The sequence below is a fragment of the Bifidobacterium jacchi genome (assembly GCF_009078285.1).
Lineage (GTDB): Bacteria > Actinomycetota > Actinomycetes > Actinomycetales > Bifidobacteriaceae > Bifidobacterium > Bifidobacterium jacchi.
This window is the reverse complement of sequence record NZ_RQSP01000003.1, coordinates 31,412-57,523: the sequence shown is the minus strand read 5'-3', so window position 1 is coordinate 57,523 and position 26,112 is coordinate 31,412. Positions and strand designations below refer to the sequence as shown.

25 protein-coding genes are annotated in these 26,112 nt (G+C 60.6%); 15 read left to right on the top strand and 10 right to left on the bottom strand.

Annotated elements, in window-relative coordinates; all coding sequences use genetic code 11:
• Nucleotides 1–18: 18 nt before the first annotated feature.
• Nucleotides 19–1,014, top strand: coding sequence for a TerC family protein (locus EHS19_RS01470; RefSeq protein WP_151916014.1), 996 nt, complete (start codon nt 19–21; stop codon nt 1,012–1,014).
• A 23-nt stretch (nt 1,015–1,037) separates the two neighbouring features.
• Here EHS19_RS01470 and EHS19_RS01465 read toward each other — a convergent pair whose 3' ends face one another.
• On the bottom strand, nt 1,038–1,361 hold the full coding sequence (locus tag EHS19_RS01465) for a hypothetical protein (protein WP_151916013.1): 324 nt from the start codon (nt 1,359–1,361) through the stop codon (nt 1,038–1,040).
• A 245-nt stretch (nt 1,362–1,606) separates the two neighbouring features.
• On the opposite strand from EHS19_RS01465, the gene EHS19_RS01460 reads away from it, so the two are divergent.
• From EHS19_RS01460 to EHS19_RS01445, 4 genes are all read left to right on the top strand, one after another.
• Entirely contained in the window at nt 1,607–2,563 is a 957-nt protein-coding gene (locus EHS19_RS01460) for a sulfite exporter TauE/SafE family protein (RefSeq protein WP_151916012.1), read from the top strand.
• Between the two features lie 163 nt (nt 2,564–2,726).
• A complete protein-coding gene (locus EHS19_RS01455) occupies nt 2,727–3,572 on the top strand; it encodes a class I SAM-dependent methyltransferase (protein WP_206666301.1) in 846 nt (281 codons plus the stop codon).
• A 273-nt stretch (nt 3,573–3,845) separates the two neighbouring features.
• Complete coding sequence (locus EHS19_RS01450) at nt 3,846–4,160, top strand: cupin domain-containing protein (RefSeq protein ID WP_140463199.1); 315 nt, start codon at nt 3,846–3,848, stop codon at nt 4,158–4,160.
• Between the two features lie 347 nt (nt 4,161–4,507).
• The gene (locus EHS19_RS01445; protein WP_151916011.1) at nt 4,508–4,741 is read left to right on the top strand and encodes a hypothetical protein; all 234 of its coding nucleotides are present in this window, start codon (nt 4,508–4,510) and stop codon (nt 4,739–4,741) included.
• A gap of 57 nt (nt 4,742–4,798) precedes the next feature.
• On the opposite strand, the gene EHS19_RS01440 is transcribed toward EHS19_RS01445, so the two are convergent.
• Nucleotides 4,799–5,152: an ATP-binding protein gene (locus EHS19_RS01440; protein ID WP_151916010.1), complete on the bottom strand. Its 354-nt coding sequence runs from the start codon at nt 5,150–5,152 to the stop codon at nt 4,799–4,801.
• A gap of 50 nt (nt 5,153–5,202) precedes the next feature.
• Between EHS19_RS01440 and EHS19_RS01435 the strand changes: the two genes are divergently transcribed.
• Nucleotides 5,203–5,742 carry a hypothetical protein gene (locus tag EHS19_RS01435; RefSeq protein ID WP_175578236.1) on the top strand — a complete coding sequence of 180 codons (540 nt, stop codon included), beginning with the start codon at nt 5,203–5,205 and terminating at the stop codon, nt 5,740–5,742.
• 185 nt (nt 5,743–5,927) lie between these two features.
• Here the strand turns inward: EHS19_RS01435 and EHS19_RS01430 are convergent, their stop codons facing one another.
• From EHS19_RS01430 to EHS19_RS01420, 3 genes are all read right to left on the bottom strand, one after another.
• Nucleotides 5,928–7,358, bottom strand: a complete 1,431-nt coding sequence (locus EHS19_RS01430; protein WP_151916008.1) for an ATP-binding protein — start codon at nt 7,356–7,358, stop codon at nt 5,928–5,930.
• 452 nt (nt 7,359–7,810) lie between these two features.
• Nucleotides 7,811–8,008, bottom strand: coding sequence for an LbetaH domain-containing protein (locus EHS19_RS01425; RefSeq protein ID WP_151916007.1), 198 nt, complete (start codon nt 8,006–8,008; stop codon nt 7,811–7,813).
• Nucleotides 8,009–8,301: 293 nt separating this feature from the next.
• A complete protein-coding gene (locus tag EHS19_RS01420) occupies nt 8,302–9,228 on the bottom strand; it encodes a LysR family transcriptional regulator (RefSeq protein WP_151916006.1) in 927 nt (308 codons plus the stop codon).
• 72 nt (nt 9,229–9,300) lie between these two features.
• Here EHS19_RS01420 and EHS19_RS01415 point away from each other — a divergent pair, with 72 nt between their 5' ends.
• The gene (locus tag EHS19_RS01415; RefSeq protein WP_175578235.1) at nt 9,301–11,937 is read left to right on the top strand and encodes an excinuclease ABC subunit UvrA; all 2,637 of its coding nucleotides are present in this window, start codon (nt 9,301–9,303) and stop codon (nt 11,935–11,937) included.
• A 4-nt stretch (nt 11,938–11,941) separates the two neighbouring features.
• On the opposite strand, the gene EHS19_RS01410 is transcribed toward EHS19_RS01415, so the two are convergent.
• Nucleotides 11,942–13,258, bottom strand: coding sequence for a hypothetical protein (locus EHS19_RS01410; protein WP_151916005.1), 1,317 nt, complete (start codon nt 13,256–13,258; stop codon nt 11,942–11,944).
• A gap of 193 nt (nt 13,259–13,451) precedes the next feature.
• Here EHS19_RS01410 and EHS19_RS01405 point away from each other — a divergent pair, with 193 nt between their 5' ends.
• Both EHS19_RS01405 and EHS19_RS01400 read left to right on the top strand, forming a co-directional pair.
• Nucleotides 13,452–13,778 (top strand): type II toxin-antitoxin system HicB family antitoxin, encoded by a 327-nt coding sequence (locus EHS19_RS01405; protein ID WP_151916004.1) that lies wholly within the window; start codon nt 13,452–13,454, stop codon nt 13,776–13,778.
• Nucleotides 13,779–13,843: 65 nt separating this feature from the next.
• The gene (locus tag EHS19_RS01400; RefSeq protein WP_151916003.1) at nt 13,844–14,143 is read left to right on the top strand and encodes a DUF2316 family protein; all 300 of its coding nucleotides are present in this window, start codon (nt 13,844–13,846) and stop codon (nt 14,141–14,143) included.
• Between the two features lie 55 nt (nt 14,144–14,198).
• Here the strand turns inward: EHS19_RS01400 and EHS19_RS01395 are convergent, their stop codons facing one another.
• Nucleotides 14,199–15,410 carry an ATP-binding protein gene (locus EHS19_RS01395; protein WP_151916002.1) on the bottom strand — a complete coding sequence of 404 codons (1,212 nt, stop codon included), beginning with the start codon at nt 15,408–15,410 and terminating at the stop codon, nt 14,199–14,201.
• Nucleotides 15,411–15,634: 224 nt separating this feature from the next.
• Here EHS19_RS01395 and EHS19_RS01390 point away from each other — a divergent pair, with 224 nt between their 5' ends.
• On the top strand, nt 15,635–16,387 hold the full coding sequence (locus EHS19_RS01390; RefSeq protein ID WP_241677009.1) for an SOS response-associated peptidase: 753 nt from the start codon (nt 15,635–15,637) through the stop codon (nt 16,385–16,387).
• 66 nt (nt 16,388–16,453) lie between these two features.
• On the opposite strand, the gene EHS19_RS01385 is transcribed toward EHS19_RS01390, so the two are convergent.
• Together EHS19_RS01385 and EHS19_RS10635 are read right to left on the bottom strand one after the other, a co-directional pair.
• Complete coding sequence (locus EHS19_RS01385) at nt 16,454–17,074, bottom strand: GNAT family N-acetyltransferase (RefSeq protein ID WP_151916000.1); 621 nt, start codon at nt 17,072–17,074, stop codon at nt 16,454–16,456.
• A 210-nt stretch (nt 17,075–17,284) separates the two neighbouring features.
• Nucleotides 17,285–17,533: a hypothetical protein gene (locus EHS19_RS10635; protein ID WP_175578234.1), complete on the bottom strand. Its 249-nt coding sequence runs from the start codon at nt 17,531–17,533 to the stop codon at nt 17,285–17,287.
• Here EHS19_RS10635 and EHS19_RS01380 point away from each other — a divergent pair.
• The 3 genes from EHS19_RS01380 to EHS19_RS01370 all read left to right on the top strand — a co-directional run bounded on the left by EHS19_RS01380 (nt 17,432) and on the right by EHS19_RS01370 (nt 21,789).
• Nucleotides 17,432–20,689 carry a TOTE conflict system archaeo-eukaryotic primase domain-containing protein gene (locus tag EHS19_RS01380; RefSeq protein ID WP_151915999.1) on the top strand — a complete coding sequence of 1,086 codons (3,258 nt, stop codon included), beginning with the start codon at nt 17,432–17,434 and terminating at the stop codon, nt 20,687–20,689. The two genes, EHS19_RS10635 and EHS19_RS01380, sit on opposite strands and share 102 nt — an antisense overlap.
• Nucleotides 20,690–20,804: 115 nt before the next feature.
• Nucleotides 20,805–21,251, top strand: a complete 447-nt coding sequence (locus EHS19_RS01375) for a VOC family protein (RefSeq protein WP_151916126.1) — start codon at nt 20,805–20,807, stop codon at nt 21,249–21,251.
• A 109-nt stretch (nt 21,252–21,360) separates the two neighbouring features.
• Nucleotides 21,361–21,789 (top strand): hypothetical protein, encoded by a 429-nt coding sequence (locus EHS19_RS01370; RefSeq protein ID WP_151915998.1) that lies wholly within the window; start codon nt 21,361–21,363, stop codon nt 21,787–21,789.
• Nucleotides 21,790–22,039: 250 nt separating this feature from the next.
• Here EHS19_RS01370 and EHS19_RS01365 read toward each other — a convergent pair whose 3' ends face one another.
• Nucleotides 22,040–22,657 carry an isochorismatase family protein gene (locus tag EHS19_RS01365; protein ID WP_151915997.1) on the bottom strand — a complete coding sequence of 206 codons (618 nt, stop codon included), beginning with the start codon at nt 22,655–22,657 and terminating at the stop codon, nt 22,040–22,042.
• 332 nt (nt 22,658–22,989) lie between these two features.
• Between EHS19_RS01365 and EHS19_RS01360 the strand changes: the two genes are divergently transcribed.
• Together EHS19_RS01360 and EHS19_RS01355 are read left to right on the top strand one after the other, a co-directional pair.
• Nucleotides 22,990–23,859 (top strand): deoxyribonuclease IV, encoded by an 870-nt coding sequence (locus EHS19_RS01360; RefSeq protein WP_241677017.1) that lies wholly within the window; start codon nt 22,990–22,992, stop codon nt 23,857–23,859.
• A gap of 107 nt (nt 23,860–23,966) precedes the next feature.
• A complete protein-coding gene (locus EHS19_RS01355) occupies nt 23,967–26,054 on the top strand; it encodes a bifunctional indole-3-glycerol phosphate synthase/tryptophan synthase subunit beta (RefSeq protein ID WP_151915996.1) in 2,088 nt (695 codons plus the stop codon).
• Nucleotides 26,055–26,112 lie beyond the last annotated feature (58 nt).

Below are 26,112 nucleotides of genomic sequence, written 5' to 3'. Positions count from 1 at the left end.
GTGCCTATGCTGGGGGCCATGTCTGAAACTCCTCTTGCTTTCATGATCGCCACGTTCGTGGTGCTCGGCGCGTTCTTCGTCGTGGACCTTTTCGTCATCGGCCGTAAGCCGCATGTGCCGTCCACGAAGGAATGCGTGCAGCATATCGCGTTCTTCGTCGTGGCTGCGCTGATCTTCGGCGGTCTCATGTGGGCGTTCGCAGGAGCGAAGCCCGCCGTCGAATTCTATTCCGGCTGGCTCACCGAATACTCGCTGAGCGTCGACAATCTGTTCGTGTTCGTCATCATCATGTCGAACTTCGCCGTGCCGAAAGTGCTGCAGAAGTACGTGCTGTCAGTCGGCATCACCGTCGCGCTTATTCTGCGCGGCATCTTCATCCTCATCGGCGCGGCGCTGATCCAGCGGTTCACATGGATCTTCTTCATCTTCGGCGCATTCCTGATCGTCACGGCGCTCAAACTCGCGACCGGTCATGATGACGACGAGGAGTATCACGAGAACGGCATCATCCGGGTGCTGCGCAAGGTGATGCGCATTTCCAGCGAATACGACGGCGAGAGACTGCGCACCGAGAAGGACGGTGTGAAGTACTTCACTCCGATGCTGGTCGTCTTCCTCGCCATCGGCACGACCGACGTCATGTTCGCGTTCGACTCGATTCCGGCCATCTTCGGCCTGACCAAGGACCCGTTCATCGTGTTCACCACGAACGTGTTCGCCCTGCTTGGCCTCCAGCAGCTGTACTTCCTGCTCGGCGCGCTCCTTGACAAGCTCGTCTACCTGCCGGTCGGCCTGTCGGTCGTGCTCGGATTCATCGGCGTCAAGCTCGTCATGGAGGCGCTGCACGGCAATACGCTTCCCTTCCTCAACGGTGGCCATCCGATCGAGGTCGTGCCGGAGGTGCCCACCTGGCTGTCGTTGGTGGTCATCATCGTGTCGCTGGGCACCGCGGCGGTTGCGAGCATCCTCAAGATGCGCAGTCTGGAATCGGCCGACGGGAAGACGCGGCGCTAGTGGTCTCCGTCAGATAGCCGCCGTCAGAAGCCCGTCGATGGTGTCCACTCCTTCTGTGCGTCTGTACTGGTGTCGTCTGTACTGGTGTCGTCTGCACTGGCATCGTCTGCGTCACCGGTTCGGATCGAGTTGATGAGCCGGGCTACGACGTCAGGCATCGCTGAGCGAGCGGGCCATTCCATCCCCCCGGGTGTGAACAGGGTCTGCGCCTTGCCGATCATGCCCAGTATGTCACTCGATGCGAATTCGAGGACGAGCCGCTGGCCGGTGTTGAGTGTGGTCGGCTCTGGGGCGTGCCATGCGGTCTCCTTTCCACGGTGACGATATTTCCATGCGGATATTGCCATGGTGACGGGGCGGTCGATTTGCGACCGGTACGGATTGCTTCCTACCGGTCATCTGTCGATCGCCGTGGTCCGATAATGCAACAGCATATCGTGGTATTCCGCGCGGTGCTGCCGTGGGGCGCGCAATAACTCCACACGACGTGGCATTATGACGATTTTGTTCGCCGTTGTGATGCGATCGGCATGCGACCACGATACGTTGGACGCTGAAGACACTGGTATGAGAAGCAAAGAGGTCGGCGCGAATGGCGGTTGATGTGATGGCGATGGTGGCGATCGCCGCGGTACTGTACGGATTGGATAAATCATTGGCACCCGGTGCGGGCATTCTCGCCGTGGCCATGCTCACCGCCGTCATGCCCGCCAAGGAGGCCACCGGCATCACGCTCATCATGGCGATCGTGGCCGACTGGAGCGCCATCTGGGCGTACCGGGGCAACGTGTCGCGCCGCACGCTGTTGCGCCTGTTCCCGTTCGTCGCCATCGGCATCGTGGCGGGCGCCGGATTCCTGTTCGTCGCGGACGACACCGTGACGCGCTTGACCATCGGCGTGATTCTGGCGGTGTTCGTGGGCATGTACTTCCTGTCTCTGGTGCGGCGACGATTCGTCTGCGGCTCACGGGCGGGCGCGTCGAAGGCGCATGACAGTGACCATGCCGTCGATGCCGCTCGCGACATTCACGCCATGGGAAATGCTGCCGGTGAAGTTGCTGGAGATGCTGCCGGTGCATTTGCGGGCAAGGGCGGACGGTGCGCAGACGAGTCTGACTCGGATGCGGCAAGTGCGGCCGCGAACGGTTCGGTGAATGACGGGCCGACCGTGCCGCCGAGGTCTGCGGCACGCGCATTCGCGTTCGTCAAGCGCGTGGTGTGCGGCGCTCTCGCCGGCTTCACCACGATGGTGGCCAACGCGGGCGGGCCGATCACCTCCATCTACTTCCTGTCCGAAAACCTGTCGGTCATGCGCTTCCTCGGCACCACCGCATGGTTCTACCTCATCATCAACATGGTCAAGCTGCCGTTCGCCATCGGCCTCAACATGATTACATGGGCGAACTTCACGGCGATGGCATGGACGATTCCATTGGTGATTATCGCCGTGCTCTGTGGGCGCTGGGTGGCCCGTCGCGTCAGCCAGTCCGCGTTCAGCGTGCTCGTCTACGCGCTATCCGTAGTGGCGGTGATTCGGCTATTTGTGTGACTCACCGGGTTTTGAAGCATCGCGCGGAGATGCTGAGGCGCATTCGTGTGACTGCGTCGCAGGCAAACGCGTCCCACATACCACAATCCGCGCGGAAAAACCAGACTGTTGTGGATGGTAATGATTCCGTATGCTGGATGCCGTGAATGAACGCATTGAACATATGAATGAACGCAATGGCACCATGACAGCAGCGAATCGAGGGGATGACCTCACGGAATCGCAGCTTCCGCAGGCCGGCCGCGATGCGGAGCATATGCAGGGGCATTGGGTGTTGGCCCGTCTCGGCAAGCGCGTGCTGCGACCGGGTGGGGAAAAGCTCACCAAGCGGATGCTGGCGCATACGCCGATTGCGGGCAAGCGGGTGGTGGAGTTCGCGCCGGGTCTTGGTCGCACCACGCGGCTGATTCTCGAAGCCGCGCCGGCCGGCTACACCGGCGTCGACCGGGATGAGCAGGTGGTCGGAATCATCGGCCCGCTTGCCGCGTCGGTGGGCGGCACCTGCATCGAGGCGGATGCCTCGCGGACCGGTCTACCGGATGAGACCGCTGACGTCGTGATCGGCGAGGCGATGCTCACCATGCAGTCCGAGCGCGGCAAACGCGCGATTATCGGCGAGGCGCACCGCATCCTCAAGCCGGGTGGACTGTATGCGATTCATGAGATGGGACTCGCGCCCGAGGATCTTCACGAGTCCGTCAAGGAGTCGATTCGCAATGACCTTGCGCGGGCCATCAAGGTGAACGCGAGGCCGCTCACCGCCGACGAATGGCGGGCGCTGCTCGAGTCGGAAGGATTCGAGGTGCTCTGGCACGGCGTCGAACCGATGGCACTGCTCAAGATGCGCCGCAATATCGCGGACGAAGGGCTGGCCGGCGTGCTACGCATCATGCGCAACGTGTTGACGCACCCGGATCTGCGTGCGCGTGTGATTGAGATGCGTCGCGTGTTCAACACCTACGGCGACGCGCTGACCGGCATCGCCTTCGTGGTGCGCCGCAAGGACTGACGGCATATGCGCGTCTGACGTATTCTGGATGCGATTAAGCTGAAAACCGGTGAATCGTCGGTGCCGGGCATCGTGCGCAATCATGGCGTGCGGTCATGGCGTGCAGTCATGGTGCCCGGCTTTGTCTACCGGCCATGTGCGGTCGGTGGGCGCGAAACAGCGAAGACGTACGGATCGTACGGATAGGAATAAAGGAGTCCCGATATGACCAACGCCACAACACCCAACAGCACGGCATCCGAAGCAACGGCCGAAACCAAGGCCGGCCAGCCGATGGTGATGGAGTTCATCGACGCACTCGCCCCGATGGTCGAGGTGCAGCCCGAGGCCACGGTCTCACGCACCGTGATGCAGGTGGAGGGCGCGAACGTCGTGCTGTTCTCCTTCGACAAGGGCCAGGAGCTGAGCGAGCATACCGCCGCGATGCCGGTGCTCGTCCAGTGCCTCGAGGGTCATCTCAAGGTGACCGGCGGCGGCCGGACCGTGGACCTCGTGCCCGGCGGCATCCTGCACTTCCCGACCCGGTTGCCCCACGCGGTCTACGCCGAGGAGGCGTCGAAAATGATGCTCATCATGATGCGGCGCTGACGTTGGATTCGTTTACTGGCGGGCGGAAGTACTGCGCAGATTGTTGAAGGCGTCATTGGAAACGGGCAATCCCATCCAATGGTGCTAGTGGATGCTAACCCGCATATGTGGCGATGAACAGATCGGAAGGTATGTCGATGTTCAGCATGGATGCGTACGAAGAGCTTCGATTCGACAACTATGTGTATGACATGCTGTTTGAGGGGGCGTGAGGCGTAGGCTTCGTAAACCCGGTTCAGTCCCAAGGAGTCGCTGGCTTCCATGCGTGCTGTACTTCTGTGAGAACCCCTCGTATCGCAGATGCATTCAAGTTAGTATCGTTGCAGATGGAACGACAGGAATGCGCAATGAACGCGGAAAATACATTCACCATGATGGGTATCACCACGCAATGGGATGACGACATCATAGTCATCAGCGAAGACGGCTATCCTCGCAAAGCAGTGCTGAACAATGATGGGCAGATTCTTTCCTCCACGTTCGGAGCGGAAAGGGAATCGTTCCTCCATCACTGGTTCATGCGGGTGAAGCCTACCGTGGATGGGCTACGTTCCATTGATCGCGAATACGCCAATGCCTGAGATTTTCAGCTTCGCTGGTTATTTGCGCAAGCGCTAAATGATGTTGTTGGATGGAACTCACCGCAGGAACCAACGCCATGCGGGAATCACTTCGATGGTTCCTGTCGGCACGGTGATTTCACCTTCCTCGTCCAATGATATGAGTGTGCCGTGATTAAGCCCCGTGTTGCCCATCGCCGCCGAAAGATTGCCGATTTCACTGCGGAACTTGTCGCTGAGGGACCGGTCGCCGAAATCGGTGACCACGGTGCGATCGATGCCGGTCTGCGCGGCGACCTGAATCAGCTGATACGGCTCTCCGGTCGCTTCATCCCCGACGATGAAATCTACTTCCGGACAATTAGCAGCTGAATACGAGGCGATGGTATTGGTTCGATTGCCGCCGTACCGTCGTTTGAGTTCGACGAACACGGCCGTCTCCAGTCGCTGTATCCATCTTCTCTTGCCAGAGATGAAGATTGATGCGAATCTTCTCTTGTGGGAAGAGAAGATTAGGTCTGGTCTTTTCGCTGCGGTTATGCGCGGGTGCTTTCGGCGCACTCGTTGGGCTTGGATGTTTGGTTGTCGCCAGCGCCTGCGCTTGCACCTGCGTCTCGCGGCACGATGCGGGGGAGGAGCTCCTCGGACATGAACCGGCCGATTTCGGTGGGGTTGATGAGGTCGGGGTTATTGAGCGCCGCGCAGATCCTCCAGCTGCTGCAGGACGCCAGCCGCGACCGCGGCATCACCGCAAGAAGGAGGTGCACGGCTACGTCAACAAGGAGATGCTGCTGCTGGCTGTCATCGGCATCGCCATCGGCCTGCCATGTGGTCGCGGTCTGCTCGGGTTTCTGCTGGGCCAGCTCAACCTGCCCGGCATGAACATCGTGCCGCATGTGGCCTGGTGCTGCTACGCGCTCGCCGCGCTGCTGGCGCTGCTGTTCACCGTGATCGTGGAGAAGGCGACGAACAAGTCGCTCGACAGCATCGACATGGTCGGCGCCCTGAAGAGCCCCGGGTGATGTTGTTGCGCTGTTGGGCAAAACGGGATGTTGCCTGCGGACTGATGTCGCCGCCTACAAGACGGTGATGGTGAGCTTGCTGTCGACGACCTCGGTGATGTCGAGGACGTCGACGGTGGTGCTCCGCGAAGTACACATGGTTGTATCTCCCGCGCTGCGTAAGTAGCCGGAGGGTTCACCGTTGTTCAGCCGTTATCCAGCATCATTTCTTCGGCGTCAACGATCGTCAGCGTGGGGTCTGCTTCGGCTTTTGCGCGGGTCGCGGCGGTGACCGGGTGTTTGGTGAACAGGTAGTAGAGGCGGTCGCCATTCTCTTTGATAAGCGGTGCGCGTGCCTTGAGACGGTCGATGGCCTCCGTTTCATTGAGGTGTTTGCGCCATTTGCATTCGCCAAGTAGTACCTTGTGATTAATCGAATCGGTCATGACCACGTCGATGTCCGTCTGCTCGCGCGCCACCGGATCGTTGCCCCACCATTTGCCGAATGCGGTGGGCAGGAAGCCTATATGCTGCTCCTTGCATTGGCGCAGCAGCCATTGCATGCACATGGTTTCGAACTGCTGGCCCACATATGTTTCGAATGCCTCGCCTGCGGTGGCTGCAATGGCGGCCGCCTGACCGTATCCGGTGTCGACGAGCGCGGTTACGGGGCTGACGAACCGGTACCAGTAGGCGAAGAACGGGTCCTTGATCTTCCACAGGCCCTTGCGCGATCGATTCGGATCCTCGCCGAACGGCACCAGCCGTTCGATGATGCCGAGCTGCTCCAGCGTGCGAAGGTACGATCCGACGGTATTCGGATCGACGCCAGCCAGTTCGGCGATCTCCTTCGGTTTGGTGCGGCCCGCGCCAACGGCATCGAGGATTGAGCTGTACAATGCGGGCTCGCGCAGCTCCTGGCGCAGCAGCATCATGGGTTCCTCATACAGGATGCCGTTCTGGCTGAAGCATCGTGCCTGCATGTTCTGCGCGAAGGTCAAGTCCGGGTCGATCTGCTCAAGATAATAGGGCGTGCCTCCCAATGTTGCGTAGTAGTGGATGCGGGTCTGCCAGTGCGCGTTCGGCGGCATGAGCTGGCACGCCTCGAACAGGTCGAAGGGCTTGAGACGGATCTGCGCGTTCCTGCGACCATACAGAGGACTCTTGTAACCGAGCACCTTGCTTTCCATGAATCCCTCGTTGGAGCCGCACAGCACCATGAGGATGTTGGTGTCCTTGAACCGGTGATCGATGGCGATCTGCAATGTGGACGGAAGCGAAGGCTCCGCCGCAGCGGCGTATGGCAGCTCGTCTAGGACCAGCACGAACGGTTCGGGTTCAGCACTCTGAGACTTGTCCGCTATGTAGTTCAGTGCGTTGCCCCAGCTGGAGAATCCGGCGGGGAAGTTCGGTTCATGGAAGAACGAAAGGATTGCCTGCGAGAACTCGCGTAGGTTCGCGGTTGCGCTCTGCTCTTTGGCGGTGAACCAGAGTGCGCGACGATTTTCGCAGAAATGCGCGATCAATGCCGTTTTACCCACACGCCGGCGGCCATACACCACGACCATCTGGAACTTGCCCAGTGAGGCATGATATTCCAGTGTCTTCAACTCCTCGGTCCTGCCCACGAATCCCATGATCACGCCTTCCGCGCATTGAACATCGTAAATACCGTGTTTGTATGCAACTTGAGCACGAACAACTTGCGTACGAACACAATAGCAATGCTAAGGGACGTTCATGACTTGATGTTGATGTTGCGGATTTGGTCGTGGTGTGCGTCGGTCTGGTGGTGTTCATCGTCGCAGGACTGCTTCCGCTCGGCAAGCGCAGCAGCCGCTAATGCTGGTTGAATGAGCAACTCCTGATCGTGTCTTCTTTGCAGACCTTGATCAGGGGTTACTCATGTTATGGGTGTTATGGGCACGTTCATACCGCTCCGTTGTTTGGTGTGTGGCAGATATCTCTCGCTGATTGCTGTCCAAATGAGTGAGAGATATCTGCCGCACACCAAACAACGGCCAGATTAATGGGGCCGGTCTTTCTGTGAACTGGGAGTCTGTGCGCTCTGCTTGGCTGCTTTCAGGTGTCACTCCCAGACGTCAAGCTTGCGGCGCTTGAAGTAGTATTCACGATCCCGCTCGCCGACGGGGCGTGCCACCTGACAAGGCGCGCCGTAGGCGACCGAGTCCGCGGGGATGTCGTGGGGGACCACCGAGCCGGCGCCGATCACGGTGTTGTCGCCGATGGTGACGCCCGGCAGGATGGTCACATTCGGGCCGAACATGCACCAGTCCGCCGATGGTGATGTCGGCGTCGTCCACGCAGGTGAAGTTCACGTTGCAGTAAACGCCTTTGCCCATGCGCACATGATGGAATCCCCAGTTGGCGTGCGCCGGAGTCTCCACATGGCAGCTCTCGCCGATTTCGGCGAACAACTCGTTGATCAGTCGCTGCTGGCCTGATCGGTGGGGTGGGTCCGGTTGAATTCCCAGAGCTTCTCCTGATACTCGAGCTGGCCTCCCATGATGCTGGGGTCGTCTGGCGGCGGCAGCCCGGAGGAATGCGCCGATCGGTTATTCAGCGCGCGATCAGCTTGTATCCGTGGGAGGCGACGACCGACTTGAGTTTGTCGAGATAGGTTTCCGCCGCCTTGGAAAGCTTGGCGCGCTCGTTGGTGATCCAGCCGACGAGCATGGTCTCGTCGGTGTCGAGCGGCACGGTGACGATCTTTTCGTTGTTCAGATCACCGTTGTCGATGCCGGTGCACACCGTGTAGCCGTTGAGTCCGATGATGAAGTTGAGGATCGTGGCCCGATCGGTCACGTTGATCTGCTTGGGGGAGTATTCGGGCCACACGGCCTCCTCCGCGAAGAAGAAGCTGCCCTCCTCGCCCTGCTCGTACTGGATGAACGGGAACGGCTTGAGATCATCCATTGTGACCTTCTTCTTGCCTGCCAGCGGATTGGTCCGCGCGATGAACACATGCAGTGGCGCCCGGAACAGCGGGTGGAACTCAAGGTGCTTCTCGCGCAGCATCTTGCCGATCACGTCCTTGTTGAAATCGGACAAATAGATGATGCCGATTTCGGAAAGCATGTTGGCGACCTGATTGATGATGTCCTTGGTGCGCGTCTCGCGGATCGTGAACTCGTATTCGTCGGATTTGATCGAATTGATCATCTCGACGAACGCTTCGACGGCGAACATGTAGTGCTGCGTGGAAACGGAGCACAGCTGCTTGCGGGGCTTGGCGTTCTTGTAACGCTCCTCGAGCAGCGAGGCCTGATCGAGCACCTGACGCGCATAGGTGAGGAATTCGGCGCCGTCGACCGTCAGGGCGATGCCCTGGGAGGAGCGGGTGAAGATCTCGATGCCCAGCTCGTTCTCCAGTTCCTTGACCGAGGAGCTCAATGCGGGCTGGGAGACGTAGAGCTCATGGGAGGCCTCGTTCATCGAACCGCATTCGACGATCTTGACGATGTATTTCAATTGCAGCAGTGTCATAAATTCTCTTTATACACGCTGGTCGAAACATAGGAGCGGTTTATAGCCCGGCGCGGCTCTACAATGGGGCGCATGAACAATGCCAGTGGTGATATCGTCTCGGGGCGGTCCGGTGCTCGCGATGGGCGCGCGGGAGCGAATGCCGTTACACAGAGGTCGTTGCGATTCGATGTTTCGCACGATGCCGGTGATTCCAAGGGTTTGGGTGTTCCAAGCGCGATTGAGGTGCGCGGGGCCCGCGTCCACACGTTGAAGAACATCGATGTGGATGTGCCGTTGCATCGCATCGTCGGTATCGCGGGCGTTTCCGGTTCGGGCAAGAGCTCGTTGGCGTTGGGCGTATTGTATGCCGAAGGATCGCGCCGATATCTGGAGGCGCTGTCCACCTACACCAGACGGCGGCTCACTCAGGCCGGCCGCGCCCAGGTGGATGAGGTGCGCTATGTGCCAGCCGCTCTGGCGCTGCATCAGCGGCCTGCGGTGCCTTCGATCCGCTCCACGTTCGGTACGATGAGCGAGCTGCTCAACAGTCTTCGCCTGCTGTTTTCGCGATGCGGATCGCATGTCTGCCCGCACTGCGGGGCGCGCAACGAGCCGACGCTCAACGTGGCGGCCGGACTGCCGATCACGTGTTCGTCGTGCGGGGAGGATTTCCACGGTCCGGGGGCTGAGGATCTCGCCTTCAATTCCGCGGGGGCGTGCCCGACCTGCTCCGGTACCGGTATCGTACGCGAGGTGAATCGAGCGGCCTTGGTCCCCGACGAATCGAAAAGCATCGACGACGGCGCGGTGCTGCCTTGGGGATCGCTCATGTGGGATCTGATGAAGCAGGTGTGCGCCGCCATGGGCGTGCGTACGAACATCCCGTTTCGCGAATTGAACGCGCATGAGCGCGACATCGTGTTCAATGGGCCTGCGATCAAGAAGCACATCCTGTATCGCCCGAAAAAAGGCGATGACTTCGCCGAGCTTGACTTCACGTACTACAACGCCGTGTACACGGTGGAGAACGCGCTGGCCAAGGCCAAGGACGAGAAGGGGCTCAAACGCGTCTCCCGATTCCTTGTGGAGCGGGAATGCCGCGACTGCAAGGGCACCAGGCTGAGCGATGCCGCCCGGCGGCCGAAAGTGCGCGATGTCGATCTTGCACAGGCGACGGCCATGTCGCTGGATGATGCCATGGCTTGGGTTCGCGGCGTTCCCGAGGCCATGCCGTCGTCGATGAGGAGGATGGCCGCGAATATCTGCGAGGCTTTTCTGGATACGGCACGGCGGTTGTCGGAGCTTGGACTCGGCTATCTGACGCTTGACCGCGCCGGTTCCACGCTGTCCACGGGGGAGCGTCAGCGTGTTCAACTGGCCCGTTCGGTGCGCAACCGGACCACCGGCGTGCTGTATGTGCTCGATGAGCCGTCGATCGGACTGCATCCGGCGAATGTGGACGGCATGCTTGGCGTGATGCGTGATCTGGTCGCCGATGGCAATTCCGTGGTCGTGGTCGATCATGACGTGCGGGTGCTTCGAGCTGCGGACCATCTCATCGAAATGGGTCCGGCGGCTGGAGCCGATGGCGGTCGTGTGATCGCTCAGGGATCGCTGCACGAGGTCGAGTCGGATCCTCATAGTCGCGTCGCTCCTTTCCTGCTGGAGAACGGCAGTCGCAGAGTTCGCGGTGCCGTCGCCGGCGCCCGCGTGTTTGATCAGGGTCGCATTCATATCGAGACCGATGCGGTCCATACGGTCCATCCGCTGTCGGTGGACGTGCCGCGCGGCCGTCTCACCGTGGTCACCGGCGTATCCGGGTCCGGCAAGACCACGCTGGTGCTGGAGACGCTGGTGCCGGCGCTGCGTGCGAACGCGATGGGCGAGCCGCTGCCCGCCCATGTGCGCGCCTTGTCCGCCGAAGGCATCGCCCGCGTGAATCTCATCGACGCGACGCCCATCGGGGTGAACGTGCGTTCCACGGTCGCCACATATGCCGACGTGCATGACGATCTTCGCCGCGCCTTCGCCAGATGCGACGACGCGCGGACCCGCGGATGCAAGGCGGGGGACTTCTCGTACAACACCGGGCGCCTGCGCTGCCCGACATGCGATGGCACCGGCTCGATCTCGTTGGATGTGCAGTTTCTTCCGGATGTGACCATCACCTGTCCCGACTGCCGGGGAAGTCGATACAATGCCGATGCCGCACGCATATGCCGCCGATTCGCGAACGGCCGGCTCGTCAGTCTGCCCGAGCTGATGGCGATGAGCGTGGACGAGGCGTTGGCATGCACGACGGATATGAGCAAGGTCCATGCGCGGCTTTCGACGCTGCACGGCCTTGGCCTCGGCTATCTGACCTTGGGGGAGCCCACTCCGGCGCTTTCCGGCGGCGAGGCGCAGCGACTCAAGCTTGCCAGCGACATGGGTCGGAGCCAGGCTGACGCCGTGTTCGTGTTCGACGAGCCCACCATCGGCCTGCACCCGCTTGACGTCCGTCTGCTGTTGAGCGTGTTCGATCGCCTGCTGGAGAGCGGGGCGACCGTGATCGTCATCGAGCATGACCTTGATGTGATCGTCAATGCGGACTACATCATCGACATGGGGCCTGGCGGAGGCACGCTCGGCGGACGTGTGATCGCCTCGGGCACGCCGGACCGGATCGCAGCCGAGCCTGCAAGCGTCACCGGGCGCTTTCTGCACGTCATTCGCTCGGACGAGTGAGCCCTCACCGATTCAGCCTCACCTCCTTGATGGGAAGCCAGCGAGCGGCCTCCACGATCTCGCTGCGACGCTCCATGGGCAGTGCGATGCATTCGCCCACGCCATGCATGCGACGAAATGCGGCGAGCGCACCGGCATCGATCAGCTGATGATACGGCATGATCCCAATGAGATCGTCTCCGGTGAGCATCGCCGCGAGCGCAGCGGCGTCATCCACTGCGATCGGCATGCCAGCGTCATGGAGGGCAAGCGCGGCTCTGACCGCTTCGATCGCCGAAGGCAGACTTGACCAGGCGAGTCTGAGGTACCAGCCATGCTCATCCGCGGCTGGGATGAGCCGAAGCCATGCAAAACCGGGTCCGAGACGTATTCCCCAAGCGGTCAATGACATGGAGCATGCAGCGACATATGCGGCGAAGTCCTGATTCGAGCTCTGGTCCAAAGAGAGCAGTTCCAGACAGCGAGGGTCGGCATACTGGGCGAACCAACCGCCGCCGTCGGCTCCGCTCTGCGGCGGGGCAAGCCCCATCGCCTGATAGGCGATCATGCAGGCATCGAGATACGCCGTCGCGTTCATGTCACGCAGGCGGCGGGATGGAACGGCGTTCGACCGACCCGTTCCGTCGGTGTGGAACAGGATCGCGAAGCGATACGCCTCCTCGGCACACATGTGGTCGAACAGCAGCGTTTTGGTCTGAGGATACAGCTGCCAGTACCGTTCCCGGGAGACCAGCCCGTACCGCATGCTGTATGGCAGACGCTCCCGTATCGTCGCGTTATACGTGCCTTGAGTGCATTGGCGCACGCAATCCTCCAGCCCGTCGATCAGCCATGCCATGAGCTCCTGTTCATGCAACGCGGCGATGCCCGTTCGCCCGTTGGGATGGGGGCCGACGGCGCTATGGCTCGGTGGTGATGCGGAGACCTCTTGCGAGAACCGTATGGTGAAGCCGTTGTTGACCGTCAGATCGACAGTGGGCGCAATGGGGTGCCCCAGAGGGCCGACGGCGATCTCGTACCACTGCTCCTCCTCGGGATACAGCTCCCGCCAGCATCGCTCTCGCCAGTCGCTTGCAGCCGGCGGGGCCGCTCCATCGCCATGGCATGCGGTCGCCCGCCAAGGGTCGAAGGCGTCGATCGGACCTCGCTTCGCCGCCATCCACAATCGTCTGGCGCCTTCGGCGTCGGGTTCGATGTTGCGCAGCAGCGCGATGATCGCCTGGGCTCGGATGTCCATCGGCAAGGTGAGATCGGGTGTCGTCACGTCGTGCAGGCCGATCAGATCATCGGCTTCCGACGCGTACAGCGTGCAGATGGTCATGGCTGATCCTTTCTTGGTGAGTGGCGTACGGCCTTGCGTTCGTACGATCCATGACGATTGTGATATCACTATTGATATCACATAGGTCGTACAGATGTTCGATTACGTGTGTCGGCGCGTCACAATGCGCCACAACGACTCTGACATGCGATAAGGTGGGCTCTGACAAGCCGCCGACATCAAGGGGGAACGCATGACGAACGAGGCCAACCGGTACGTGTATCGCATCCACTGGTCCGATCAGGACGGCGGATTCGTAGCCACCGTGGCCGAGCTTCCAGAGCTTCGCTTCGTCGCCGGCTCGTCGGTCGATGCGCTGCTGGGACTGCGAACGCTCGTGGACGGGCGCACGGAGCAGATGCGCGCAGAGGGGCAGGCGGTTCCGATCCCATTCTCCGATAGGCGGTATTCAGGGCATTTCATGGTGCGTGTCCCTCCGGAGATGCATCGCAGGCTGGCGATCGAAGCGGCCGAACAGGGCGTATCGCTGAACCGCCTCGTTCAATCGAGGCTGTCCTGATCGATATTCCGGCATAGAATCCCTATGGCATGCATCGTTGCGATCAGCGTATACGAGGAGTGAATATGTCATTGACCAGTGAACAGCGCGCGAACACCATCCGCGAATTCCGTGAGAACATGCGGCTGCTGGGCCTGACCGCCGACCAGATCGGCGCGGACTTCGGCGTCAGTGGCAGCACCATCGAACGCATCATCGACCTGCGCACCGCGGTGCTGGAGTATCCGTGGATCGTGCGCGGATACCTGCTGGACAAGGCCGCCGCAGCCGGCGTGACGCTGGTGCCGTTCACCGCCCTGCGCGGCGACCCGCACGACTACTGGTTCCTCGACGACCGGGTTATCGACGCGAACCGGCTGGATTAGCTGTTATGCGCTTGTTGTAGGCATGGCCTGCAGTATGAGATTCTCCGAGTCACGGTCACCGATTATTGGAAAGTAGCCAGTCAATGATGTTCATTCCTTGGATGCCGTCTCGTGTCTGAGGGAATTCATCCATACTCAGCACATATTTGGGCCAGTTATCACGAATGCCATCGAATGCGCCGAATTCTCGGTCAGCGGTCTGCTGTGATCCGAGGAGATACGAGACCTGATAGTAGGAAAGTTCGTCTCCTCGGCGCGCGATGAAATCGATTTCCTTGTCGGCGATTTTGCCGACTCGAACGGCATAGCCGCGACGTCTGAGCTCCATGTAGACGATGCCCTCCAGAACCTGATCGATTGCGTTTGCGTTGTTAAGTCCAATGGCATGACGCAGTCCCTGATCGACCACGTAGTACTTCTCATTGATTTTCAGCGTACGCTTGGCTATCGTGTCCTCGCGTGGAACACGGTAGATGAGGAATGCCTTGCTCGCGGCGTTAAGATAATTGGCGATGGTCTCGGCCGATACTTTGCGTTGCTCGCTTTTCATGTATGAGGCGATATTCGCGGCGGTAACCAGATGTCCTTCCTCACTGATGACATAACGAATGACCCTTTCCAAGGAGTCGGCATCTCGTATCCCCGCGTGCCGGATGACGTCCTTGAACAGTATGGTCGAGAACAGGTCCTCAAGGTAATGCAGGGAAGCCGTCTCGTCAAAGGCCAGATCGGTCTGGAAGGGGAATCCGCCTTGGGCTACATATCTGCGGAACGCAGATCGTTCATCGACCGGGCCGGCTGCTTGACGAAACGCATCAAGGAATTCGGCGAATGAGAACGGGTATACGTCGATGGTGACGTAACGACCGGTGATATAGGTGGCGAGATCGCTGGACAGCATGCGTGCATTCGAACCGGTCAGATAGATATCGGCATCGTAATCCACTATGAAGGAACGCACCGCCTTCTCCCAGTGGTCTACCTCTTGAATTTCGTCGAAGAACAGGCGAATGATACCTTGTGTTCCTGTCATGTGCTTCGCGACATACTGAGTGAGATCATCGGCGTTCGCGATGCCGGCATACTCGCTTGATTCGAAATTGATATGGAGCATGGATTGTTCGGCAACGCCTTCGCTGATGAGCCGTTGCCGGATGAGCTCCAGTAACGTCGATTTGCCGGAGCGTCTGGCTCCCACCAGCACTTTGATGACGTTCTTTCCCATGAAGGGACGTATTTGCTGCATATATGCAGGTCTGTCAATCATGGTGAATCCCTTCCTCATATGAAATCAAGTATGATCGATTTATCTGACTAATTGTTTAACAAAATCGATTATAATCGATTCTTTAGTGGATTACAGCATGTGCTTAAACGTATCTGATTGTGATTGTGCTTCTACGATGCCGATTTCGACATGATTGACTGATGGAATGATACCAAGTAACGCGTCGGGATTGGCGGCGGCCAGCTCCTGCCACGCCGAATGATATGCTTCTCGCTGTGTGCAGGTGCTTTGCGGCTGATGTGGATTGGAGCGCGGTTGCGAAACAATTCGGCGTGGAGTCGAATGAGAACGTTGACAGTAGCGGCAACAGCGGGACGGATGCCGCTTCTCTGCCACGGCCGTCATACAACGTCAGGCCCGGGCAAACCATCACGGTTGTGGCGCAGAGCAGGGACGGCCGACGCCATCTGAGCGGTGCGCGCTGGTCTCTGGTACCGTCGTGGAGCGCCGGCCCGGCCCTGACATATCCGACATACAACGCACGCATCGAATCGGCCGCGGTGAAGCCGACATTCGCCGAATCAACCAGATCGATGCGGGCGATCATCCCCGCTTCCGGATATTACGAATATCATGGCCGCCGGCCGTTCTACTTCCACGCGCCCGACGATGGGCCACTGGCGATGGCCGGACTGTTCTCCTGGTGGCGCTCGCCGCAAAGCACCAAGCAACAGCCGATGTCGTGGATGCTGACCGCGACGATACTCACCTGCCCGGCGGTGGACGGGCCGGCGACGGTCCACGACCGCATGCCGGTGCTCGTCCCCTCAGACATGACCGGCGTATGGCTCGACCGATCGACCGATGGCTCGTCGTTGCTCGCGGGCCTCACATCGAACGGAACCGAGCTTTCGCGCCGGCTCGCCTTCCACGAGGTCGCCCCGTTCGCCCCAATGGATGACGGTCGCCGCATCATACGGCCGCTGGCCCAAGCCGAGGCCCCGACCCTGTTCTGACAATCGAATGTCGGATATACGATTCTCGCATTCATCGCAACAACGAACCGTTCAGCGAAGGTCACATCATGAGCAAAGCCACCCATCGGCGGTGATGATGCGGAACACGTCGTCGTGGTAACGGTCGATGAGCGGATAGTAGTCGTGCTGCGATTCGGTCACGACGGTCAGCCCGCACTTGGCCATCACGCGGCCGGATTGCGTGTTTTCGCGGTAGTGGCCGCCCCATACCGCCTCCGCGTGCAGATCGTCGAACGCGTACCCGAGCACGGCATGCAACGCCTCGGGCATGTATCCCTTGCCCCAGAACGGACGGCCGATCCAATAGCCGAGTTCCAGCGCATTGCCGCCGAGATACGTGTCGTAGCTCCCGCCGAGCTCCGGGCCGGCGGTCACCGCGTCGATGGTGTAATGACTGACGGGTTTGAGCGCGATGCTGCCCACCGGCTCGTTATCCGCGGCGGGTCCGGACGCGTCGCCGCCCTTGATCGTGATGGCCCAGTTGTTCTCCACGGCGAGGATGCCACGGATGTCGTTCATGCTGCCCTCGACGCTGGTGTGCGGCGGCCATCCGCAGCTGAGCCCGATTTCGGGGTCTGAGGCGTACCGGAACAGCGAGGCCGCCTCGGCCGCGTCATCCGCCTTCCAAGGGCGCAGCAGCAGTCGTTCGGTCTGGATGCTCTTCATGTCGGCTCCTTTCGACGGAGTGAATTGGCCCTATGTTTGTCCGAGTCGCGTCCGGAACGCGTCTCAGCGTAGGACAGGTTGCGATCACATAAATGGTACCAGCGTCTTCGATGCAGGCGGGACTCTACTTCGTCATCACATCAAGGACGCGTCCGATGCCGGCTGTGCATATTTTGCACTGGGCGTCATAGGGAAACAACAGATAGATGTTCACATCCATTGGCGATGGTCATGAATTGCGGATTCATCACGAATGATGAAATGGCCGTTCCGTCCTGATAATGTCGGCGGTTGTTTGGGCGCGACGGTAGCGTGTTGGATAACAGATGAATCATCGGTCAAAGGAGCGCGATTGATATGGCTGAACCGGAATACGCCGTACTGTTTGGTCAGCTTTTCGCCCTTGACGATGTCATTGAACATGCCGACGGAAATGCGCCTGCGATAATACTGTGCCATCGTGACGGCACAGGCACCGGCACGAACGAATCACGCACGAAAAACGGTTCCGCCACAGGCATCAGCATGGGTGGAATCCGGTACGTGTCACAGGCCGACTGGCAAGTCGGCAAACGCGAATATGAACGACGAACCCACGCGCAGGAGCTGCAACGGATGGAATCCACGCGCGGTGGGAGCGATCCGACTAGCGTTGAAGACAACCAAGCCGACGCATCGGAACCGTCATTCATCAATGCCCACAGTGCGCCCGAACGGAAGATCCAATTATTCCGCTCCCTGTTTCGCGGCCGTGACGACGTATACGCGCACGGATTCGTGAGCCAGAAAACCGGCAAGGTCGGATATGCGCCGGCGGCATGGAATGAATGGACCACATTGCCGAATGGCAAAAGGGTGCCCACTCCGCCGGATCGGCGTCGTTGCAAACCTCTGACCGATCAGATATTGCTTGAGCATTTCACCAAGCGAGACATGAGGATGACGAATGTCGTCGGACTGTACCCGATGTCCAAGGAGTCAAAGGTCTGGTTTCTGGCCATCGATTTCGACGACGCCGGCTGGCGCGATGAGATCACTGCGACCCGACGTATCTGCGAGCAGCATGGTCTGACGCCGGCCATGGAACGTTCACGCTCCGGTGACGGTGGACACCTATGGCTGTTCTTCACCGAACAGGTCGAAGCCGCTCAAGCCCGGCGTATGGGAGACGTATTGCTCACCGAAGCGTCCGATCTGGTGCACATCACATTCCGCTCATACGATCGTATGTTTCCCAATCAGAACACGTTACCCGCCGGTGGTTTCGGCAATCTGATCGCACTGCCTCTGCAACGTTTGGCAAGGGACAAAGGCAACAGCGTGTTCGTGGATGAACGATTCGAGCCATACCCGGACCAGTGGGCATATCTGGCCTCAATCAGGCGAATCACGCCCGAGCAAGTGCATGTCATCGCTTCCCTGTCCTCAACGTTGGAAGGACCGCTGGGCAGTCTCAACCGGGAAGGACCACCTGCGGAATCTTGGGCCAAGAAATCCCCTGCACATTCGGACGCAACGCACACGCGACCGGATGACAACGCCTATCAGCAGCCGATATTCGACCGATTCCATGGAGACCATTCCGCCAAACAACGCAGAACGCTCACCTCATCGGATGTCCCCGAAACCGTCAATATCGTCGAGCGTAATATGCTTGTCATACCGAAAAACGGCATGACGGCACCCGCGCTCAACGTGATACGACGACTCGCGGCATTCGCCAATCCGGATTTCTACCGAGCGCAGGCCATGCGCCAACCCGTGTACAACAAGCCGCGCATTATCTATCGCGGCGAAGAAACAGATGCTGCAATCCTACTGCCTCGTGGGTGCAAAGATCCACTGGCCACCTTACTGAGCGAGGCCGGAGCCACAGTGACCTGCACGGACGAACGCAATGCGGGCAAACGCATACGCGCACAATTCACCGGCACACTCAACAAACAGCAAATCTCCGCCGCAAAAGCCCTGCTCGCACATGACAACGGCATCCTCATCGCGCCAACCGGCTTCGGTAAAACCGTGATAGCAGCCGATCTCATCGCCAAACGCAAAACCAGCACGTTGATCGTACTACGGTCGTCCGCACTGCTCGGTCAGTGGAAGGAACGGCTCGAACAATTCCTCAACGTCACAGCGACACTGCCGCCATTGCGAACCAGAACCGGACGAATCAGCCGACGGCAACGCAGCGTCATCGGCCAGATCGGCGGTGGACGAAACGAACCCAACGGCATCATCGACATCGCATTGGCACAGTCGCTCTTCGAACAGGGCGACGTGCCCGGAGACAAGCACGTCAAAACCCTCGTCAGGAACTACGGCATGGTGATTTTCGACGAATGCCACCACGTCGCCTCCATCGACACCGAAGCCATCGCACAAGCGGCCACCGCCAAATACGTCTATGGACTTACCGGCACCTTGAAACGTGACGACGGCATGCATCCCATAGCCGTCATGCAATGCGGGCCGGTACGGTACACCGTCGATGTCAAAGACCAGATGGCCTCACAACACTTCACACGCCGGTTCATTCCGCGATTCACGCCCGTCAACCTCGACCTCATCGAACCATACACGTATCACGACTATCTTGAAGCGGCATGCGCCAATGAGGAACGCAACGCCATGATTCTCAACGATACCATGAACATCATCGACGAAGGCCGCACGCCACTTCTGCTCACCAAACGCATCGAACACGCCAAAGCGCTCGCCGATGGGCTACAAACACGCGGATGTGCGCATGTGATCCTTCTCTATGGCGCCGATCCGAAGAAAACCAGACAAGCCAACCTGGACCGGCTCGCCCATGTTCCCCTGGGGGAGAGTCTTGCCGTCGTGGCGACTGGCAGCTATATCGGCGAAGGATTCGACCAGAAACGGCTCGATACGCTTCTGCTCGCCGCTCCGGTGTCCGTGGAAGCGGCCGTCACCCAATACGTGGGGCGTCTGCACCGCGACAATGATGGCAAACGTGAAGTACGCGTCTATGACTATATCGATGTGACGGTGCCTATGGCCACTGGCATGTATCGCAAACGATTGAAGGCATATTTGGCGCAAGGATATGAACCACTGCTGTCCGAAGAGGACCGGACCAGCGCGCTGCGGCATGCCAAGACGAAGGCGCTGCTGCAGCGCAAGGAGAATCTGACGCAGACGGATGCCGACAAGGATACGCCCGTCATCACCGCGGCGGGATTCCTCAAGACATTCCGTGATGACATCAATCATTGCAGACACACGATGACCATCCATGCCGGATACCTATCGGAACGTGCCATCAAACAAGTTGATGACGTAATTCTCAAGGCGGTCGGCAGGGGAGTAAAGGTCGACGTCACCGTACGTCTCTCATCCACGGCGACACCGGCCTCGCGTGCCCGCACCCAACGCAACATGGACAGGCTCCGCGCGTTGGGATGCACGGTGCACGCCGTCGAATCCTGCAGCGAATTTGTCATCTTCGACGAAGACCTCGTCTGGTTCGGCACCATCGAACCGTTGGGCAGCCCCAAGTCGGACGACTGTTCGCTACGGTTCATCGACGCCACGGTCGCCGTCAACCTCCACCAGGAAACGGGACATACGTTCGCCGTCACCCACTGATTCACTCTCCGCCCACGTCCGTATCAACCCTTTAGCCGATGCGCAAACGCCGGCACATGTCCACGGCGCGACCGGAAGCATGCGGAAGACAGCCGAAACGCGTACCGTTGCGCACATGTTGGACCACATCACCCTACATGTGACGGACATCGAACGCAGCGTCAACTTCTACACGCGGGCGCTCTCCCCACTCGGCTACATCGTCAAGGCGCATCACGAGCCGACGCTCGGATTCGGCGTGGACGACGGTACCCTCCACTCCGACTTCTATCTCTCGCCGACGGACGCCGACGCAACCAACCCCCGCCATGACGGAACCGAAACGGTCTCACCCGTCACCCATATCGCCTTCCTCGCGCCAAGCATCGATGCCGTCCGCGCATTCCACGCCGCCGCGCTTGCCGCCGGAGGACGGGACAACGGCGCCCCGGGGCCGCGACCCTATCATCCCGGCTACTACTCGGCTTTCGTACTGGACCCGGACGGCAACAACGTCGAAGCGGTCGTCGACTGGTCCGGTTGGTTCGGCGACGGTTCCCATTGTCCAACGACTCAATCATGACGAACAAGCCGCAATTCGATATGTAGCCCGATGCAACCCAATGGAAACGTAGCAAGGCAACGAGGCAGCGACACAATAAAACGATAACGAAGCATACGAGGAGACCCGCATGACACCGATCGAGCTGTCCACCCGCCGCAGGGTGACCGGACTGACCTCGGACGAGTTCGCCCGACTGTTCGTGGCGATCGAACGCAAGGTGGACGGCGAGAACATCCATTGGGATGCCGCCGACGTCGAATCATGGGAGATCGTCGGGCCTCCGCCCACCGCCGACCAGCATCTCATCGATACGTTGGGCGCCGCACAGGATTTCGTCGCGACATTGGCCGATCAGCTGTATCGCGCCGCGATGCCGGTCTCCGAGGGCGACACACTCATCGCGTACGGCGACAACCTGACCTTCTGGGCCGAGCATCCCAACTTCGGCGGCATGCCTTACGCGCTGTGGAATTTTGCCGCGTTGCAGGCGGCCGAATGGATTCGCAAGGAGACCGGCATCATCTGCGAGCTGGACGCCCGCCGGCCGCTGGTGTGACCGACGGGGCCGGCGTAGTGCCGCGTGGCATGCCCACGGAGTAGGGATTTGCCCATGGTGTAGGGATTTGCCCATGGTGTAGGGATTTGCCCATGGTGTAGGGATTTGCCCACCGTGTAGGGAGGCGTTTTCAAGAAATGGCGGAAACAAGCCATTTTCCGTCCCTACACCATGGGGAGATCCCTACACCATGGGATATTCCCTACACCGTGGGCGAATCCCTACACGGTGGGCGAACGACAGCATCTTGTCACTCGGAGCGACGCAGCGCGACGCCGGCCGCCGCCATGTCCTTGCGCGCAGCCACGCCCAATTCCTCGCTGACCGGCACGGTGAGATCCTCGAACACCGTGGTCGCAAACCCAAGCTTCACCGCATCGATCGCGGTCTCCTTGACGCAATGCGATTCGGCGATGCCGACCACATCCACCTGCGTCACGCCCGCATCGCGCAATGCGTTCGCCAACGTCGCGCCGGCCTGCTGCGCGGCCGTCACCTCGTCGCGCGACTGGATGCGATCCGTGTCATCCTCGATGCCCTCGAATCCTGAATATGCGGCCGCATACTGCCCCTTCTTGAAATGATGCGCCACATCAAGCGCGCGAATCGCGGGATGCAATTCGGCGTTCGGCGTGCCCGCCTTGCCGTGGACCGGCCAGGTATCGACATAATCGGGGGAGTCCGACCAGTGCGAACCCGGTTCGATGTGCCAGTCCTGCGTCGTGGCGATGTAGGCATAGTCGCTGCGATGCGCACGCACATATGAGCCGATTCGCTTGGCGACCGCATTGCCGCCGACTACTCCCAGCTCGCCGCCTTCACAGAACGTCGGCTGCACGTCAACGATGATCAGCGCCTTCTTCTCCATGCCAGTTCCTCCATGATTGATCTGTTCTTGATCGTTTCCGGTTCCGGACCATACCCTCGGCAAGAGCGCGGCCGGTGTCATGGAAAACGATGTACCGGCAGAATCCTTGCGCGTTCGATGGCAACGATGCGAATCGTCATACCGCCTATCATAGGGGCATGCGGGTGCAACGGCAGGATCGGCTTTCGGATTCCGGCGGGGATTCCTGTGGGGATTCCGGCATCAAAGCCGAGCCGGGAATCCGATACGGCATCCATCAGGAACGAGGCATGGGAGCGACGCAGGCAATGGAAACGACAACGACAGAACCGACAGCAACGACCGCGGCTACGATCACGGATACGACGACAACGCCGGAACTGCTCATCGGCTCGCATCTGTCCACGGCCGGCGGATGGGACGCGCTGATCAAGCGCTCGCACGAGGAGGGCGGGTCCGCGTTCGCGTTCTTCCCGCGCTCCCCGTACGGCAAGCGGTCGAAGGCATTGGACCCGGCGCAGGCGGGGGAGTTCGGCGCGCGGCTGAAGGCCGAGCACTACGGGCCGCTGGTCGTCCACGCACCCTACGTCTACAACCTCGCCGGCAAGGACGAGGCCAAGCGCGCGTTCGCCATCGAGGCGCTGGCCGAAGACATCGAACTGCTGACGCCGATTCGCGAGGCCGGGCAGGAGACAACCATCAACATCCATCCCGGCGCGCACGTGGGCCAAGGCACTGACACCGGCTGCCGTCTGATCAGCGAGGGATTGAACCGCGTGCTCGAGCGGGCGAGCGGCGTCATGGTGCTGTTGGAGACGATGGCCGGCAAGGGCACCGAATGCGGACGAAGCTTCGAGGAACTCGCCGCGATCATCGACGGCGTCGACGACAAGGAGCATATCGGCGTCACGCTCGACACCTGCCATGTGCTGGATGCCGGCTACGATCTGGTCAGCGACTACGACGGCGTCAAGCGCCGGCTGGACAACATCATCGGACTCGACAGGGTCAAGGCCATCCATGTGAACGACTCCCAGTTCGGACTCGGCTCGCACAAGGACCGCCACGCCAACATCGGCGAGGGACAGCTCGGCATCCCGTTCTTCACCCGGCTTGTGAACGACCCCGACATGGCACGCCTGCCGATGATCCTCGAAACCAAAGAGGTCACGCCCGCCACGCATCGCGAGGAGATCGCGCTGCTGCGCTCGCTGGTGGCATAGCCGGTGATCACCGCGACAGCAACGCCCAAAATATAGGACGCACATGGCTCTTCGGCCAGAGGGTGGCCTAAAGTGTCGCATGATCGACCACCAACAAAGGGAGCATCATGTCGGTTTTGGACGAACTGGTGGCGGGCGCGCTGGAGGATCAGCAAACCCGCGAGCGTACCGTATCGCTGGAGGAAGTGAAGCAGGCCGCGCTGGCGGCCCCGGCCCCGATCGACGCGATGCGATGGCTCAAGCGCGCTGACGGCATCCCGGTGATTGCCGAAATCAAGCGCGCATCCCCGTCCAAGGGCCACCTGAGCGACATCCCCGACCCGGCCGCGCTGGCCCGCGAATACGAAAAAGGCGGTGCAAGCGCGATCTCCGTACTCACCGAGGGCCGCAGGTTCCTTGGCAGCCTCGACGATTTCGACAAGGTCCGCGCCGCCGTGCACATCCCGGTGCTGCGCAAGGACTTCATCGTCACCGACTACCAGATCTACGAGGCTCGCGCCCACGGCGCCGATCTGGTGCTGCTCATCGTCGCCGCACTGGATGACGAGAAACTCAAGCATCTGCTCGATCTCGCACACGAACTGAAGATGACCGTGCTTGTGGAGGCGCACACCCGTGAGGAGATCGAACGCGCCCGCAAGGCCGGCGCCAAGGTGATCGGCATCAATGCGCGCAACCTCAAGAACCTGCGCGTGGACGTGAACAAATACAACGAGCTGGCCGCCGATCTGCCCGACGAAGTCATCAAGGTGGCGGAGTCCGGCGTGTTCGGCGCGGTCGAGGTCGAGGACTACGGCCGTGCCGGCGCGGACGCCGTGCTGGTGGGCGAGGGCGTAGCCACGGCCGACGATCATGAACTTGCAGTGGAACGACTAGTAAAGGCAGGAGCACAAGTGAAAGCATCCGAAACCACCCCGTTGAGCGAGCATCAGGGACCGTACTGGGGACAGTTCGGCGGCCGCTACGTGCCCGAGGCCCTCATCACCGCGCTGGACGAGCTCGAGCGCGTCTACAACGAGGCCAAGGCCGACCCCGAATTCCACAAGGAGTTCATGACCCTGCAGCAGCGCTACGTGGGCCGCCCCTCACCACTCACCGAAGCGCCGCGTTTCGCCCAGCTCATCAAGGACAAGACCGGGCTCGATGCCCGTATCTTCCTCAAGCGCGAGGATCTCAACCACACCGGCGCGCACAAGATCAACAACGCGCTCGGCCAGGCCCTGCTCGTCAAGCGCATGGGCAAGACCCGCGTGATCGCCGAGACCGGCGCCGGCCAGCACGGCGTGGCCACCGCCACCGTGTGCGCGATGATGGGCCTCAAGTGCCGCATCTACATGGGCCAGATCGACGCCCGCCGCCAGGCTCTCAATGTGGCACGTATGCGCATGCTCGGTGCCGAGGTGGTCGAGGTCACGCTCGGCGACCGCATTTTGAAGGACGCGATCAACGAGGCCCTGCGCGACTGGGTCACCAACGTCAAGGACACCCACTATCTGCTTGGCACGGTCGCGGGCCCGCACCCGTTCCCGGCCATGGTGCGCGACTTCCAGAAGATCATCGGCGAGGAGGCCAAGCAGCAGCTTCAGGACTGGTACGGCATCGACCATCCGGACGCGGTGTGCGCCTGCGTGGGCGGCGGTTCCAACGCCATCGGCGTGATGAACGCCTTCCTCGACGACGAGCGCGTGAACCTCTACGGCTACGAGGCCGGCGGCAACGGCCCCGAGTCCGGCAGGCACGCCATCCGCTTCGCGCCCGGCACCGGCCAGCTCGGCATGTTCCAGGGTGCCAAGAGCTACCTGCTGGAGACCGACGAGGGCCAGACGCTCGACACGTACTCCATCTCCGCCGGCCTCGACTACGCCTCCGTGGGCCCCGAGCACGCCTGGCTCAAGGACATCGGCCGCGTGAACTACAGCTGGGCCACCGACGAGGAGGCCATGAACGCTTTCCGCGACCTGAGCCAGACCGAGGGCATCATTCCCGCCATCGAGAGCTCGCACGCCGTGGCCGGCGCGTACAAGGCCGCCGCCGATCTCAAGGCCAAGGGTTACGACAAAGCAGTAATGATCATTAACATTTCTGGCCGCGGCGACAAGGACATGGCCACCGCCGGCAAGTGGTTCGGCTACCTGACCGACGACCAGGCCAAGGCCCTTGAGGTGACCGGCGCGCACGGCAACGCCGTCGCGTGAGACGCGGAAATACGGAATAACTGCATACCGTCGATTGCTCCCCCCAGTCACTTCGTGA